Source organism: Bacillus paranthracis (assembly GCF_024296885.1).
Lineage (GTDB): Bacteria > Bacillota > Bacilli > Bacillales > Bacillaceae_G > Bacillus_A > Bacillus_A paranthracis.
The window spans coordinates 2636744-2652918 of the sequence record NZ_CP101135.1 but is presented as its reverse complement, the minus strand read 5'-3'; the positions used below and the strand labels follow the sequence as shown (position 1 = coordinate 2652918).

Below are 16175 nucleotides of genomic sequence, written 5' to 3'. Positions count from 1 at the left end.
AAAATAATGTAAGAGACTAAAAAATCGCACAAAAAAGCCACAGGAAGATATAGTTCTCCTATGGCAGGGCGTGAAAAAGCCACAGGAAAGTATACGACCTCCTGTGGCGAATTTATGAATTAATCGAAATAATGTACGATTTTCAATTCTCCATTAGGGTGGTCGAATTCATATTTAATTGTCCAGAAAACATAGGTGCAGTTAACGCTAAAGTTAAAGCATGTAATTGTAATTTCATCATTTCCTTCGACCTCCTTTTAGAATATTTTTCTTACGTTAGTAAGTATATACAATTAATGGATAATTGTAAACATAAAAAATGAAAATTTTTAATTTTGATTAAAATGCGTATATTTTAAAGGGTTTTGAGAAGATGTATTGTAATTAACGAAATATCGATAAAAATGGGGGATGCTAAATGAAATATATGCATCGTAATGTAGTTGTTATGCTAACAATTTTTTTATGTATTACTGCTTGTTCTAGAGGAGAAAGAATAAAAGAAATATCCGATGTTGAACCTGGTGATTTTAAGAAATATGCGGGGACATACGTTGGGAATAACTCAGATGTAGTTGCAATTGTTAATCATTTATCCGGTGGTGATACATTTCAAAGTATTAGTTTAGAGAATGAAAGTATAAAGGTGTACTATGGTGCAAAAGGAAATGGAACTTTGACAGAAGACATGGTTGAGACGTATTGGTTTAATGGTAAGGATACGATGGAGAAGAATTTTCTCTTTAACGTTATTTATTTAGCGATTTTAGTACCAAATGCGAAAAGCTACGAGTTTCAAGTAGAAAATAAAAATTTCACGATAAAAAGAGAAGAAATACTATCAATCCTGTATGAAAAGTTTGATAATTTCCCAAAAGAAAATGATATATGGGATAAAAAGAAAGTAGTAAAGTTTCTTAACGAAAATAACGAAGAAATTACAATGCTTATGAATGATAAAGAGTTTAGGAATGCTTTATTTGTAAAGTATCCAGTACAGCAGTTGAAATGATGGGAGGAAAATAGGTGGAGTTAGTATATAAAATTACTTATCATCGAATGCAAGATCATTATTTACCTAAGTTAATACAGGCAATTAGCTTCGTTAGTGAAGAAGATTTATGGAAACAAAGGGATTGCTGTTATATGGGAAGAACTTTCTAATGAAGATTATTACTCTCTTGAAAAAGAAGGTTTAGCAATTGATAGAATTACATTACAAAAATTATTTATTCACATAACTGGTGGTGAAGTGGAATGATGATATTAATAAAACAGTTAAAGTTACATATTAATTTTCATTATAAAGCCATTTTAATATTTTGGATTGTAGCCTTATTAATAAAAGGGGCTTTAAATGCTGCGCATTTAAATGGAGTGAACATTGGTTATTTACCCAAAATTATAAATAATCCGTCAATAACAATTATGTTGTTTATAGTAGGGAGTGTTTTCATCATTCAAGATGAGCTATTTCGTTTAGCTGTTTCATTTGGTGTAACGAGAATTCAATATTTCATCGGAGCAATTTGTTATATCATCTTGCAATCCGCAATGTTTTCGTTTCTTCAAATAATGCTTTTACAAGATATAAAATATAATTTAGTAAATGTTAGTTTTGGGGAGCAATCGGTGCAACAATTTATTTTGCAATTTTTATTTTATGTTACAACAGCATGTTTCTTTCAAGTGGTAGTAGTTTTTAAACAACGATTTCAGTGGATCGGTCTTATGATTGGTGGGACCCTTTTCTTATCAACAAATAGTGTACTTTATGGAGAAGCAGGGGTAACCAGTTTATTATTTACGAGTGATGGATCTTTAGTAAATATACCGTATTTTACTGTTATTTCAATGGGATTAACTGTCCTTTATATCATAACTAGTAGTATATTTATTCGTAAAGTATCATTCGAAAAAACGATTTGAAATATTATTAGATTACTATAGAGAGAAGGGTAGCAAATGGGAGACACATCTTCACTCATTACAGTCTTTTTAGGCATTGCACTATTAATATTCTGGCGTCGTTATCGCTCCATGCATAAGCCAATAAAGGGATCAGGAAAACGTATTTTATGGCCGTTATTATTTTTAACACCAGGTGTTGTATGGTTTTTTGGTCCAGTACATCCAGCTATATTACAAGTAGTTATAGCGGTATTCATTGGGGTACTTTTCTCTATGCCGCTTATAGTATTAACAAATTATGAACGAAGAGATGATGGGAATATTTATACGAAAAAAAGTGCTGTCTTTTTAATTACTTTTATTGCACTTGTCGTTTTAAGGTATGGATCAAGACAATTTATTGTGGATTTAGATCAACAAACGGTTGGTTTATTATTTTACGTAGTTGCGGTATCGTATATCATTCCGTGGAGAATTGCTTGTTATATAAAGTTTAGGAAAGTTTGGCGGGAAAATAGTAATCATACTATATGAAAACTTCTCATTTGAGAAGTTTTTTATTTTTATAGGTAAGTAAAATAATTTGTTGAAGTGCAAGATTGTTATAGAATATGATACATATTAAAATAAGGGAAAGTAGAGGGGATAAAAATGCATACAATTTTAGTTTTTCTTAATAATATGTCCATCGATAAAATAGAGAACATTAGACAAAAACATGATCCTTTATTTGAATTAATTCCACCGCATATAACAATTGTATTTCCATTTAAGAGTAATATTTCAAATGGCGAATTAAAATCTCATATTTTGAATTTATCAAGAGGGATAGGGAAAATTGAAATTGAATTTGCAAATCGTATTACTAGTGTAGGAAACTATTTGTTTTTAGAAGTTGAGAGGGGGAAAGAACAAATAGCCAAACTACATGATATGCTGTATACAGAACCTTTGAGACAATTTTTGAAAGAAGATATTCCGTACATACCGCATGTAACAGTCGGGAGAAAAGAAAGTGCGGAGTTAGCTGCTGAAGTAGCCAAGGATATTCATAGTTTCCCTCAAAAGTTACAATGTGTAATTGATAGAATTAGTGTAGAGCGAATTGGAGAGAACGGGGAATCAATTATTGAATTTGAAGTACCGTTGCAAAAAAGCTGACAAAAGTCAGCTTTTTTTATTCGTAGCATAAAGTAAAGCACCAATCGCACCGCTATTACCACCATCTCGTAAAAAGATGGGTGTTTTATTTTGGTATTTTGTGTAACTACTAATAATATTTTGAAGATGTATGTTATTACATAGAGTCGAACCAATATAAATAATATGGTCAATGTTTTTTGTTTCGGCGAATTGAAGGCTTAATGCAGTAACGACTTCACCGACAAGTCCTTGTACAGTAGCAAGTATATCTGAGCTATTATAATTTGATTCTATAGTAGCGGCTTTACCAAAATTGCTTGCAGTTAAACTATTATCAATAGGTGAGAGAATCCCACCATAAATATCTCCAACCGTAATATCTAATTCTTTTCTAGAACCTACTTTTGTTAAAGGAATCACATCTTCAAAATGGTCTATATTTGTTAATAATTTTGAAAGCCCCATAATAGTACCACCGCCAACACCAGTTCCGCCAGCTCGAATATATTGGTCATTATAAACGTAATGAATGGAAGTACCTGTGCCGATATTTGTTAAAACAAAGTTGTTTATATTATATTTTTCTTTTTTTAATATGTAACGGACACCTACAAGAGTAGCTTCAAATTCATTTAGTTCCACTATTTTATATGAGGCTGAAAGTAGTTGTTGTAATTGTTTCGCTTTACCACCAGTAATACATATTTGTTTTATACCAGTTTGGTTCTTAAGCCAATCTATTATTTTATTTTGTTCATTTGAATAAACTTTTTCAAAAGCTAATTGCATTTTTTCGTTCAAATAAGCAATTTTTGTTAATGTTCCTCCAGCATCGATACCGATCGTACTTTCCATTTTTCTGCCCCTAACTAAGTAATTTGTTTACTCTGTTCATGTTGATGAGACGAATTTGTAGGAGATAGATACCCTAGTGAATGAAAACGTCTCTATTCTGCTTGGTATATTAATAGCTTTTCTATCGTTACAATCGGCTGATTATTAACAGTTGCAGTACCTTTACCAAGAACAAAACCTCGGCGATTGCGAGTTAACTCATAATGTAAATTAAGTTTATCACCGGGGTATGCTTTTTCATGGAATTCAACCCCATCTAAAGAGGAAAGGAAGCCTAGTCGGTCAGAGTCACTTATATGTACAAATGCGCTAAGCTGAGCAAGTGCTTCTACAATTAACATATGAGGCATATGTTTTTGACTATCATTTATAAACCATTCGTTATTTGTAATGAGTTTATATCCTGTAACGGATTCACCTTGTTTTACATTTGTTACTTTATCAATCATTAAAAATGGATAACGATGGGGAAGCGTGTCTTTAATATGCATATGAAAGTACCTCCAATGAATAATACCCCTGCTAAAGTTAAGCAGGGGAGTGGGAATTAATTTTTAACTAATTCATCTACTTTTTCAAGAGAAAAAATACCGCTATTTCTAATGTTTTCAACAACTTGTTGTAACACTTCTTTATCTTGAACGAGTGCAATACGTACAAAGCCTTCTCCGTGAGGTCCAAATGCATGACCTGGCGTAACAACGACATTCGCACGATCCATTAATGCATAAGCGAAGTCTATAGAAGTCCAGCCTTTCGGAATTTCGGCCCAGACGAACATACTACCAGCTGGTTTATCGACATTCCAGCCAAATGTTCGGAACCCATCAACTAAAGTATCTCTACGTTCTTGATAAATAGCCCGGTTTTTCTCACAAAAAGCAGCGCCATTTCTTAGTGCAGCGGATGCTGCTTTTTGAATAGGTAAAAATACTCCGTAATCTGTATTAGATTTAAATTGTGTAAGTGCCCCGACAATTTCTTCATTACCAATCATATAACCAATACGGCTACCTGCTAAACTATAACTTTTTGACAAAGAGTTGATTTCTACGCCAACTTCTTTAGCACCAGGTACAGAGAGGAAGCTAATTGGTTTATTACCATCAAAATAAAATTCAGCATAAGCAAAATCATGGACAACAATAATGTTATGCTTTTTCGCGAATGCAATTACCTCTTTAAAGAAATCTGCATGAGCCATTGCTGGGACGGGATTCCCTGGGAAGTTTAAAATCATCATCTTCGCTTGATCCGCAATTTCTTCAGGAATTAGCTCTAAGTTAGGTAAGAAATCATTATCTTTCTTTAAAGGCATGTAGTAAGATGTTGCTCCAGCCATTTGAATTCCTGTTTCATAAGCTGTATATCCTGGATCAGGAACTAATATAATATCTCCCGGATTCGCATAAACCATAGGTAAATGAACGAGTCCGTCCTGTGACCCCATTAATAATAAAACTTCTTTATCGGCATTTAATATAACATTATGAGTGTTGTTGTAATATTCAGTTACAGCTTCGTGAAATTCTTGAATACCACTTAATGTGTATCCATAGTTTTCTTTTTGATTTGCTGTATGTACCATTTCTTCTCTTACGAAATCAGCAGGTGGCATATCAGGATTCCCGATACTTAAATCAATCATTTTGTGACCTGCTGCAATTTTTTCTTTTTTATAGGCCCCTAATTCACTAAATATAGAAGATTGGAATGCTTTCATTCTAGTTGCTAACGTGTAAGTCATCAAAACCCCTCCTAAAAAACAGTGTTTTCTTTCTGCGTTTTTAATTATTCTGAAAACACATGGTTACATTTTATCACTTTTTTGTGAAAATTAAAATGATTGACAAATTTAGAGGGAGGATAAAGAGATGGAATACAAAATAACGCAGAAAACATTTTCTGCGTTTGATATGAAGTGTAATTATTTCTTTTTATATGTACATAATTTTTCCACTGCATAAAAGTATACGTTTAATTTGCCATCGACAACTTTTAAAGTTTGATCTGATGTAAATGAGTTACCATAATCAATGTGATATACATTAGAATCCTTAACAAATGAGCCTTTGTATAAATCGTCTTTTTTCTTCGTTGTTTGCATCTCTACTAAATATTGAATGATTTTTTCTTTCTTTTCTTCTTTTACAACTGTTTCAAATTTATAAGATACAGGACAAAGACCGTTTTTGTTGTCAACGACTTCCCAAGTACCGTATATGTCATTATTGCTACATCCACTGAGTAGTATAATGAATAGTGGAATAAGTAATAGAACCTTTTTCATTTTGTACTCCTTTCTTTTCATTTTCGATAAACGTGCGAATGCGATAGGAATATTGTAATAAATAAAGTTTAAATTTTTATAAAGAATTATTTAATTTCATATAAAAATTTAGGGGAATTGAAAAAGCATGAATCAAGTGTATAGTCAGATTCATGCTGAGTACTGTAGCTTATGTTATGTCTCTTTTGAGGAAAAATAAAGAAGAAAGTAGGATCACAATTCCATTTGAAATATATACAATTGCAACAATAAAGGCTAATGTACCTGCGCCAAATCCAGCTTTATCAAATATAGAAGCGAATGCTGTAGTAGTCAAAAAGACAAGGGGAGTCAGTAGTGAAAATATAAAACCTGCGACAATTCTTCTTTTAAAGTTATGCTGAGAAAGGGAAATGGCTAAAAAGTTTAGGATGCTAAACATAACTATTACAAAAATAAAGATAATAAATAATTGCATACCATCAGACATTCCTACACCGCCTTGTTTTAGATAATAGTTTATATAATGTATTCGAAGGTAAGAGTGTTTACTCCTTTTAATAATTTCAATAAACGTAATAAATAAGATTATATACAACAAAGAAGCATGGATTAGTTTAATACTACTAAATCCATGCTTCTTTAATTATGTTATAAATTCGCAGATTGCGAAGGTTGTTTTTCATACTGTTTCTGTTTAGATAGCGATATGAAGGTAATGAATAATGAAATAACACCGAAAATAAGAACCATATATTGCAATCCAATCGTATCTAAGAAGAAGCCTGTGCCAAGTAAGACAATTTGGAACATCACTCTCTCAAACATATTACGGAATGAGAAGAGACGGCCGTGATAGCTTTTTTCCACTTTCGTTTGGAAAATTGTCGACATAATAGGGAAAAAGCAACCGACACTAAAACCAAACAAACCAAATGATGTAAGAGACATCCATTTTATATCGCTAAAGAACAATGATAGATGTGCAAAAGCGGTACAAATTGCGAAGAAATATAGTAACTTTTCAGGTTTGAAATGGTCAGATAAACGTTTAATAACGAAGGCACCTAACATAAATGCGATACCTTCAATCGTATATATAAAGCCTTTAATCGTTGGATCATGTTGCATTTCGCTAATATTAATTACCATTAAATTAAATCCAGCTATAAATAATAGAGGGATAATACTTAATATAAGTGCTGTAAAAGCAATCGGAATCCCTTTTAAAATACGAAATACTTCCATAAAGCTATTATCTTTTGCAGCTTGTTTACTTGGTGTTGTTGATTTCTTATCCTCGAATTGTAGGAAGAAAGTTGAGAGGAATAATAAAGCGTACGCTGCCATTGAGAAAGCATACATATACTGTAAACTCATTACAACTAAAAGAATTCCACCTAGCGAAGTACCTGCAATACGAGCGATTGTACCTACATTCATATGTACACCGTTCATTTGTAATAACTCATGCTCACGTACGATAAGTGGGATTACTGATTGTAAGGCAGGGAAATAAAATGCTGCCGAAATTTGAAGAGCAACCATAAATGCAATCATAAAGGCGATACTTTCAAATTGGATAGCGAAAAACATAAAAATAACACTTATAACACGACCAAATCCGGCGTAAAGAAGAACTTTTTTCTTTTCATACTGATCAATAATGCGACCAGCCATAGGTCCTACGAGAACACCTGCTAACAGTCCGATAAATAATATAACTGATTTCATGAAATCAGAAGGGACATATTTTTGCATAAATTCAAGGTTGCCAAGAATTCCAAGCCATAACCCTAAACCAGCAATAAACTCCCCAATTAAAACAATCCAAACATTTTTATTACGCCACATAATATAAAACCTCGCCGTCTTTTAAAATGAAAAACTCGTATATAAAACCTCCTTATTTTATGTATTATTTTTAACGAAATTTTTTAGAGTCAGAGTCTATATTACGTGTTTCATGAATGGAATTCAATCTTTTTGATTTGTCAAAAATTTGATGTGTTAATAGATGAAACAAGTAAGTCCAAATGTACAAAACTTATGATTAAAAATTCATTGAAGGTAAGGAGAAATAAAATAAAAGCATCAAGAAATTATCACAAGTAAATGATATTTTTCTTGGTGCTTTTGTACTTAGGCCGAATATTCTTCTTTGCGTACTTCGAAAAATTCATTACGACGTAAGTAATTATAAACTTTCTCGGAAACCTCTTCTTCTTCAGACATTAAGAAACGATGATTAAAAGCATAGAAGGATTGACCTTTAATTAATTTTACGTAGTAAATTTTACACGCCTCCTCTAGCAAAATTAGTATTCACTTAATATTATGATGACCTATATGCTTGTGAATCATACTTGAAGTTTCAAAGTATAGAAGCGAAACAAATTAAAAAGCTTACAAAACTGTAATGTTGTTGTCACGTTTTCCGATAGTTAAAAATAACCAATCTCTTCTATACTACAAATAAGTTACATAAAATAAGGGGGTAAAAATGATGGATGAAGTGATTGGAGAAGTTGTAGCAGGAATTTGTGAATTTGTGGTGGAAGTAACAGCAGATGCTATTGGGAATTTAGTTTCTGGAAAGGATGAGGAAAAAGAAACATTATAATAGTTTGTAAAAGTATACAGATGATTAAACTATAAAGGTTGATTTCTAAAGGGAAGTCAGCTTTTTTATTTTTTACATTATATTAATATTATTTGAATATTCATTTGTTATTATGTTTATGAAACTCATAAAGGAGGTGAATAAATAAAGATGTCGAATTTAGAGGCTGATTTATCTGATTCTCGTTTAATTGTGGCGAATGTGGAGGAAAAGGAATATCACTTTATTGTTCGTGAACACCCGATTGTAGGAAAAATTATATCGCTATTGGAAAATGGAAAAGAATATGGTTTAATAGATAAACAAATTGCTAATAAAGATAAATTTATTAAATCGGAGCTTACTAAATTAGAGTATTTTAACATAGATGTTCTCTATCATACACCTGGATGGATATGGATTGGTATGGATCAATTTGGTTTACATGCTCGTGAGGCTACTTATAACGAAGTAGACGTTATTATGAAGTTGAAAGAGGATTTATATTATATAGATGTATATGAAAAAGTAAAAATGTAATTGATATTTGGTCAGGTTAGGGGACAAGTTCCCGTAGCCTTTTTTGTTTTATATGTAAACGGAAAATCGATTTTATGTTGATGATAGGACAGCATGATAAGAAGTGAGCTGAAAAGAGGATTTGAAAATACATAAAGAGAACTTTAATTATTATATGAATTTTATATGTAAATAACAATAGAAAGAAGATGATAAAATGAGTAAAGAAGAGCTTGTGAAACAACAGTTTGGTAATAATGCGGAGAAGTATGTAAAAAGTAAAATTCATGCTAAAGGACCGGATTTACAATATGTAGTTCAACAAGTTGAGTCTCGTCATAATAATCGTCTTCTTGATATTGCTACTGGCGGAGGACATGTTGCAAATGTATTAGCGCCATTGTTTAACGAAGTAGTTGCTTTAGACTTAACAGAAAAAATGTTAGAGAATGCAAAAAAATTTATTATAAGTAACGGCCATGAAAATGTGTCTTTTGTTGCTGGAAACGCTGAGAGTTTACCGTTTTCTGATAGTTCTTTTGATACAATTACGTGCCGAATTGCAGCACATCACTTTACAAATCCAGCTCAGTTTATTTATGAAGTAAATCGTACGTTAGAAGATAATGGATTGTTTATTTTAATAGATAATGTTTCACCGGAAAATAATGAATACGATACATTTTATAATTTTATAGAAAAAAAGCGGGATCCGAGTCATGAACGGGCTTTGAAAAAAACAGAATGGATTACCTTATTAGAGAAAAATGGTTTGCAAATGCAGTCATGTCTTACTTTTGACAAGGAATTTGATTTTGACTGGTGGTGCGATATGATGAATGTACCTTTGCAGAAGCGGGTGAAGTTAACAGAATGTATGATGAAAACATCAGTTGAAATGCAAGAATTCTTTAACATTCAATATGAAAATAATAAAATTATATCGTTTTATACTGAAATGGCATTGTTTGTATGTAAAAAAAGTTTAACATTAAAAAGATAAATTTCTTGCAGTCTTTCCAAAGTACGTTATACTTAGTAACAGAGAAAATGAGAATTGAGGAAATGTAATAATGATTCGCGTACGTATTGAAGGAACTGAAGAAGAAATGCTTGAATTTATGGAGAAAATGCCGGATATTCCTGGATTTGAAAAAACACATACGAGAGAACCAAGAAAAGGAAATAATCCAAAGTATGATTCAAGTAAAAATGTGCTAGCATATTTATCTTATAAAAAGATTGAAGTCGCCAATAAATAGGCGGCTTTTTTAGTTTACACCGTTTCACAGCCTTGTCTTTTTTACATACTAATAATAGTAGATAATGCTGAAGAGGGGTGAGTATAGTTAATAAGAAAATCATCTTTTTTGGAGACTTTGGTATTGATGATGCTGTGGCGTTAATTTATGCAAATAAAACATGTAAATTAGATATTTTAGGTATTGTTGCTGAATATGGGAATGTATCGCGAGAAATCGTAACAGAAAATGTGTATTTTTTAGAAAGATACTATGCTACAGAAGTAAAAATCATTGAGGGTGCAGCAAGACCGATGACAGCTGAAGAACCTTTGTTTTTTCCTGAAATTCATGGAGAGCACGGCCTAGGTCCCATTATTCCACCTGAAATGAGGATTTGTAAACGGGAAAATTTTTGTGAATTAATTAAATTAATTGAGCCTTGTCCAGAAGATATTATTATCGTAGCGACAGGACGATTAACAACATTGGCAACATTATTTTTATTATATCCAAATGTAATGGATAAAATATGTTCGTATTATATTATGGGCGGTGCGTTTTTATTTCCTGGTAACGTTACTCCTGTATCGGAGGCAAATTTTTATGGAGATCCAATTGCTGCAAATATTGTAATGAAGTACGCAAAGAATGCGACTATTTATCCATTAAATGTAACGCAACAGGCCCTAATTACGCCTGAAATGGTGGATATTATTAATAAAGAAGGAACAGGACAGGCAAAGCTTATTAAACCAATGATTGATTTTTATTATGAGAACTTTTATAAAAAAGAATACCCGGGTATTGCTGGAAGTCCGATTCACGATTTGCTTCCGTTCATTTCATTTATAAATGATGATATTTTTGAATATAAAAAATCTGCAGTTTGGATTAGTACGACAAATGACGTAACAAGAGGACAAAGTGTGGCAGACTTTAGAAAAATAGCTGAGCCGACGAGGTTTGATGATCGGCCGATACAAAGAATTGCGGTTGGTTTTAATTATCCTGCATTTAAAGAAGAGTTTATGCGGACAATATTGAAGCCCGATTGTCCATGATAAGTGTAATATCTCAAGCTGCATAAATCGTTAGTCTAAAAAGTTAATTAACATGTATTATTTTTACAAAAAAATACAGTTATGCTCCATGAATAACTTATGAAAAATGTAACATAACTAATGGTAAGCAATTGTTTCTAATTATATTTTGATTGGTGAAATATAAAGGAGGTTATCATATGATTTGGTCTTTAATCGTTGGTGGTATATTAGGGTGGCTTGCTAGCTTAATTACTGGTAGGGATGTACCAGGCGGTGTAATTGGTAATATTATTGCTGGTATTATTGGTTCTTGGATTGGTGGGAAATTACTTGGTAGTTTCGGCCCAGTAATCGGCGGATATGCAATTATTCCAGCTTTAATTGGTGCGATTATTTTAATTTTCATCGTAAGTTTCTTATTGCGAGCAATGCGAAAATGAATGTAAGGACTGTTTACATTTGTAAGCAGTCCTTTTTATATGTTATGCTAGTATTATACAATCAGGAGGTGTCAGCATTGAAAACATTTACAGTAAATTTTCATCAAGAAGATAATGCTAAAGCGACAACAGTACATAAATTAAGTGAAGAGGACTTCAATAAAGCGACAGAAAAAGGCACTCGTCATCTATTTGATTTAGATACAAATGTTGGATTCTTCGTATTCTTTGATGCAGAAGATGCAGAAGGAAATGATCAATACTTAATGTTACAATATGAAGGAGATCATGAAGAGCCAACTGCGTGCTACGGATTTGATTTAAAACTATACTATCAATTTTTAGCACTATACTTAAATGACCTTGAATTCCAAGGTGAAACTGATGAAGAAGAGGAAGAGTATGGTCCAATTCATCATTTAGCTCACTTACTTTATCATATTGTTGAAGATGGTAAGTCAATCGAAGTGTAAAATACATATGTAAAGCTGTCCTTTTTGGACAGCTTTTTTCAATTTTTTAAGCATACTACACAAAGTTCTTGCTATAATTTATATATCTTGATGACTATATTATATGAGTGGGAAGTGAAGTATTTGTTTACTATTGAGAATTATAGAAATTCTTTAATAAAAGGACTAGAAGCAAAATCATCTGATTTAATTGAAAGATTAAAAGCAACAACACACCTTAATTATTATAAAGAAATAGATTTATTAGATTTTACTGTTTTTGTTCAGTCATTTGAACTGTCAATCGTTATGTTTTCAATGGATGGAGAAGCGAATGAAGTCTTTTATGAAGGAACTGAAGAAGGAATTTTTTCTGGTAGCTATGATGTAATGGATGATATTACATATTTTACGTTCAGTAGTGAAGAATCTGATGAATTTTGGGATTTTTACGAAAAAAATGATGCGAAGTTATCTGAACTTGAAACGAAAGTTATAGTAGAATGGTTTGCGACTTGCTGGAATAAAGCTGGTGGTATGAATGTTACATTACCTTCTTACGTTAGTTTTCATGATGATAATGAATGTTATGATTTACATAATGGTAAATGGATTTCTGATGGTGATAGATGGTTTGACTAAACAGAAAAAGCAACAAAGATAGCTCTTCTTTCTTTGTTGCTTTTTCTATATTTAAGGCAGGATTGTAGTGTAAATGGCGAGAAGGGATATATAAGGAGATGGGGGAAAATGATTAATAATACAATTCCAAGTTTTTTAAAATTATGGGAAAGCACCGACGTAGAATTAGCAGTCCTCAATCAATACTTCACTTCGCATCCAGAGATATTTGAAGAATACTTTAAGTATCATTGTCCTAATACGAATGAACGTCTTTCTAATGCCATAAAACAATATCCCGCAAAAATAGAAGACATTCATATCATTACTAAAACATTACCAATCATTATCCAAGAGGTAACAAATGCATATCATAATAAATTTAACTTTGATGTAAAAATGAAATTTCATTTATTTGTTGGAGGATTTGGATCTAATGCATTCGTAGAGAGGGAGATCATTGGAGATATATTTTTTGCGGTAGAAAAATTATCTCCAGATTTGAATCATCTTCGTGTTATTGTCGCTCACGAAATAGGACATATATATCATAATGTTATGTTACAAAATAATGGAATGGATTGGGAGAAAGCTGAGTGGACCGATGCGGCAGTTAATTTGTATCGTGAAGGTGTTGCAACATACGTATCAAAGCAAATTGTGAAAGGTTTAAATGAATCCGTGTATTACTCATATGACGATGATGGTGAACGTTGGTTACAATATTGTATAGAAAATGAAGAACAAATAAAGAAACGTTTTTTGAAAGATTATATAGAAGGATGGACGTTTGAAAAAGAGAAAGAGTGGTTTCGGTTATCTGGCGGACAATATTTTGGATACAACCGACTCGGTTATTTTTTAGGAACAGCTTTTGTAGAATATGTTGCACAAGCATTGGGCGAGAGTGAAGTATTTACTTTTTGGAACAAACACAATTTGAAAAGAGGTGTAATGGATTGGTTATCGAAATGAATCAGATTATGATAGGGGGCTGAAATGTATGAGAGTGTATGTAAAGATAGGTATGTTATTTCTCGCTTTTACATGTATTTTTGCATTAGTAGCATGTAAAGGAACGGACGAAAAAAAGGAAACAGATCCAACAACGGAAAATAGTAAAAATGAACAGAATAATACTTCTGAAGAAAAGAAAGAGCCTGATGAAAAATCAAATAAGGAAGGGTCAACAAAACCAAAGATAGATCCAAGCACGAAAGATACAGTAATCAATCAAAAATCAATTAACCACGTTAAAGAATTATTTGAACTAGCGAAAGAAGGAAAAGTACCTAATGTTCCGTTCGCAGCGCATACAGGAGATATTGAAGAAATAGAAAAAGCGTGGGGGAAAGCAGATAAAACAGAACAAGCAGGAAACGGAATGTACGCTACCTTTACAAATAAAAATGTTTCCTTCGGTTTTAATAAAGGATCACAAGTTTTTGATGTACGCTCCTATCATGCAGAACTAAAATCAATTACATTACAAGAAATTGAAAAGGCATTAGGAAAACCAAACTCAGTTAAAGGAAATGGTGAAGATAAAATATATGTATATAAAGTAAACAATCAGTTTGAGTTAAAATTCATTATTCCAAAATCGACTGGTAAGGTAAATCATATTTCGGTATTTTCACCTGAGGATAGTATTAATAAAATGGCAGGGTAGGATAATAAAAAAGGATGTCACAAAAGTCGAAATCGATGACTATGTGACATCCTTTTTTTGGTGTAAATAAGAAACTTCCTTTTATAAAATATGATGGGGATGCTCTAAAACATCTTTTTGAATATCTTTTCTTCTTTTCTTACGCTCTAAATTTTGAACAAAAAGAGCTTGGATAATGCCGCCAATCATTAAGAAACAAGCACAACTATAAAATAGCATACTACCGTTTAGTTTACTTAATAAAACCGCACCGATAACAGGACCGCACGTTCGAGATACATCCCAGTGTAAGCCGTAAATTGAAAAATACAATCCACGTTTATCTGAAGGAGCGATTTCTGAAACAAATCGAAGTAAATGGTTTAAAGCAATACTTTCGCCAATGACTAAAAAGAGTAATGTGAAAAATAGTGACACGATTGTTGCTGAAAGGCCGTAGCCAATTGCAGCTACTATATAACAGGCATAAGAAATAATGATGATTTTGGCCATGGAAAATCTTTCAGACCACTTTACGAGGAAAATTTGTAGAATGATTTCCATAATAGCCCGGCATGTTGAAATAAAAGCGAGTATGAAAATGAAATTCGGAAATACATCTTCTGCGAAAATACGATAATTTGTCTCAGTTTGTGCATAAAAAAAGCTAATAGGCAGTGTAGAAACCATAAGTCCAATTACGGCGGAATGATTGCGTACAAACTGTTTTGGAGATGATACTTCAAGTTTTTGCTCGGGCATTGTAATTGCCGGAGCGGTTTCTGGGAGCTGAGTCCAAACAACTACTGCATAAACCATAAGTGTAATACTTTGCATCATAAATAAATATTCAGGATGAGTGTTATAAAAGACTGCACCAATTAAAGGGCCAATTACGGTACCAATTGCTCCCATCGTTTGCAGGAGGGCAAAAATTTCCGCTTGCTGCCCTTGTTTTGTTAAATCAGCAATTTGTGCTCGTTGGGCGGGAATATATAAGGAACGGCCAATACCATTTATAACGTATAATAATGCAAAGATAAAAACGGATTGAGCGAAAATGAAACTACCGATTGCAACGCCCTGTAGTAACAATCCTAGTAACATAATTTTCTTTCGTCCATATTTATCAGTAATTCCACCAGCAATTAGTGTAAATACGATGTCTGAAAGTGGTTGTAGCCCGAAAATAAGCATAGTAATCATTATATTACCGTTTAACATTTTATTAACATAAATAATCATAATGAGTGCTAACATGGATTCTGTTGTTCGAGTTAATAATTCACCGCCCAGTCTAATAATGATTGGTTTATTGTAACGTAATAAGAGATGATTCAATATTGTTTCCTCCTTTCTATATTGAAATGATAAGATGAAAGGAGAAATGGAAAAAGGGTAGAAACAAAAGGGGTTATTTTTCAC

At 32.3% G+C, this 16175-nt stretch carries 21 protein-coding genes and 1 pseudogene; 14 read left to right on the top strand and 8 right to left on the bottom strand.

Annotation, left to right across the window (positions count from 1 at the left end; all coding sequences use genetic code 11):
* Positions 1-418: 418 nt before the first annotated feature.
* The 5 genes and pseudogenes from NLJ82_RS13680 to NLJ82_RS13660 all read left to right on the top strand — a co-directional run bounded on the left by NLJ82_RS13680 (position 419) and on the right by NLJ82_RS13660 (position 3072).
* Positions 419-1012: a DUF4825 domain-containing protein gene (locus tag NLJ82_RS13680; protein WP_000876553.1), complete on the top strand. Its 594-nt coding sequence runs from the start codon at positions 419-421 to the stop codon at positions 1010-1012.
* 99 nt (positions 1013-1111) lie between these two features.
* Positions 1112-1261: pseudogene (locus NLJ82_RS13675) on the top strand (ABC transporter ATP-binding protein); the annotation flags it as partial.
* On the top strand, positions 1258-1929 hold the full coding sequence (locus NLJ82_RS13670; protein WP_000972990.1) for a DUF4052 family protein: 672 nt from the start codon (positions 1258-1260) through the stop codon (positions 1927-1929). The pseudogene NLJ82_RS13675 and the gene NLJ82_RS13670, both read left to right, overlap by 4 nt.
* Positions 1930-1965: 36 nt before the next feature.
* The gene (locus tag NLJ82_RS13665; RefSeq protein WP_000502986.1) at positions 1966-2445 is read left to right on the top strand and encodes a CcdC family protein; all 480 of its coding nucleotides are present in this window, start codon (positions 1966-1968) and stop codon (positions 2443-2445) included.
* A gap of 117 nt (positions 2446-2562) precedes the next feature.
* Positions 2563-3072, top strand: a complete 510-nt coding sequence (locus NLJ82_RS13660; RefSeq protein ID WP_000556930.1) for a 2'-5' RNA ligase family protein — start codon at positions 2563-2565, stop codon at positions 3070-3072.
* A gap of 6 nt (positions 3073-3078) precedes the next feature.
* On the opposite strand, the gene coaW is transcribed toward NLJ82_RS13660, so the two are convergent.
* The 7 genes from coaW to NLJ82_RS13625 all read right to left on the bottom strand — a co-directional run bounded on the left by coaW (position 3079) and on the right by NLJ82_RS13625 (position 8473).
* Positions 3079-3909 carry a type II pantothenate kinase gene (coaW, locus tag NLJ82_RS13655; protein WP_000446259.1) on the bottom strand — a complete coding sequence of 277 codons (831 nt, stop codon included), beginning with the start codon at positions 3907-3909 and terminating at the stop codon, positions 3079-3081.
* Positions 3910-4001: 92 nt separating this feature from the next.
* A complete protein-coding gene (locus NLJ82_RS13650) occupies positions 4002-4400 on the bottom strand; it encodes a 3-hydroxyacyl-ACP dehydratase FabZ family protein (RefSeq protein ID WP_000547653.1) in 399 nt (132 codons plus the stop codon).
* Between the two features lie 56 nt (positions 4401-4456).
* Entirely contained in the window at positions 4457-5656 is a 1200-nt protein-coding gene (locus tag NLJ82_RS13645; RefSeq protein ID WP_000222664.1) for an LL-diaminopimelate aminotransferase, read from the bottom strand.
* Positions 5657-5836: 180 nt separating this feature from the next.
* Positions 5837-6199 carry a hypothetical protein gene (locus NLJ82_RS13640; RefSeq protein ID WP_000756891.1) on the bottom strand — a complete coding sequence of 121 codons (363 nt, stop codon included), beginning with the start codon at positions 6197-6199 and terminating at the stop codon, positions 5837-5839.
* Positions 6200-6368: 169 nt separating this feature from the next.
* Positions 6369-6668, bottom strand: a complete 300-nt coding sequence (locus tag NLJ82_RS13635; RefSeq protein WP_001279504.1) for a hypothetical protein — start codon at positions 6666-6668, stop codon at positions 6369-6371.
* Positions 6669-6829: 161 nt separating this feature from the next.
* Complete coding sequence (locus NLJ82_RS13630) at positions 6830-8032, bottom strand: MFS transporter (RefSeq protein WP_000269242.1); 1203 nt, start codon at positions 8030-8032, stop codon at positions 6830-6832.
* A gap of 288 nt (positions 8033-8320) precedes the next feature.
* Positions 8321-8473: a YqbF domain-containing protein gene (locus NLJ82_RS13625; RefSeq protein ID WP_073541767.1), complete on the bottom strand. Its 153-nt coding sequence runs from the start codon at positions 8471-8473 to the stop codon at positions 8321-8323.
* 478 nt (positions 8474-8951) lie between these two features.
* Between NLJ82_RS13625 and NLJ82_RS13620 the strand changes: the two genes are divergently transcribed.
* From NLJ82_RS13620 to NLJ82_RS13580, 9 genes are all read left to right on the top strand, one after another.
* Entirely contained in the window at positions 8952-9320 is a 369-nt protein-coding gene (locus tag NLJ82_RS13620; RefSeq protein WP_000067099.1) for a hypothetical protein, read from the top strand.
* 196 nt (positions 9321-9516) lie between these two features.
* Complete coding sequence (locus tag NLJ82_RS13615) at positions 9517-10302, top strand: class I SAM-dependent methyltransferase (RefSeq protein WP_000031332.1); 786 nt, start codon at positions 9517-9519, stop codon at positions 10300-10302.
* 70 nt (positions 10303-10372) lie between these two features.
* The gene (locus NLJ82_RS13610; protein WP_000621882.1) at positions 10373-10561 is read left to right on the top strand and encodes a YvzF family protein; all 189 of its coding nucleotides are present in this window, start codon (positions 10373-10375) and stop codon (positions 10559-10561) included.
* Positions 10562-10638: 77 nt separating this feature from the next.
* The gene (locus NLJ82_RS13605; RefSeq protein ID WP_000029504.1) at positions 10639-11604 is read left to right on the top strand and encodes a nucleoside hydrolase; all 966 of its coding nucleotides are present in this window, start codon (positions 10639-10641) and stop codon (positions 11602-11604) included.
* 179 nt (positions 11605-11783) lie between these two features.
* A complete protein-coding gene (locus NLJ82_RS13600; RefSeq protein ID WP_000638307.1) occupies positions 11784-12026 on the top strand; it encodes a GlsB/YeaQ/YmgE family stress response membrane protein in 243 nt (80 codons plus the stop codon).
* A 77-nt stretch (positions 12027-12103) separates the two neighbouring features.
* The gene (locus NLJ82_RS13595) at positions 12104-12499 is read left to right on the top strand and encodes a hypothetical protein (protein ID WP_000847587.1); all 396 of its coding nucleotides are present in this window, start codon (positions 12104-12106) and stop codon (positions 12497-12499) included.
* 123 nt (positions 12500-12622) lie between these two features.
* Positions 12623-13120 carry a hypothetical protein gene (locus tag NLJ82_RS13590; protein WP_000494145.1) on the top strand — a complete coding sequence of 166 codons (498 nt, stop codon included), beginning with the start codon at positions 12623-12625 and terminating at the stop codon, positions 13118-13120.
* A 108-nt stretch (positions 13121-13228) separates the two neighbouring features.
* Positions 13229-14074 carry a DUF5700 domain-containing putative Zn-dependent protease gene (locus NLJ82_RS13585; RefSeq protein ID WP_000609538.1) on the top strand — a complete coding sequence of 282 codons (846 nt, stop codon included), beginning with the start codon at positions 13229-13231 and terminating at the stop codon, positions 14072-14074.
* Between the two features lie 28 nt (positions 14075-14102).
* Positions 14103-14771 carry a YjgB family protein gene (locus NLJ82_RS13580; protein WP_001267133.1) on the top strand — a complete coding sequence of 223 codons (669 nt, stop codon included), beginning with the start codon at positions 14103-14105 and terminating at the stop codon, positions 14769-14771.
* 81 nt (positions 14772-14852) lie between these two features.
* On the opposite strand, the gene NLJ82_RS13575 is transcribed toward NLJ82_RS13580, so the two are convergent.
* Positions 14853-16091: an MDR family MFS transporter gene (locus tag NLJ82_RS13575; protein ID WP_001016152.1), complete on the bottom strand. Its 1239-nt coding sequence runs from the start codon at positions 16089-16091 to the stop codon at positions 14853-14855.
* Between the last annotated feature and the right edge of the window lie 84 nt (positions 16092-16175).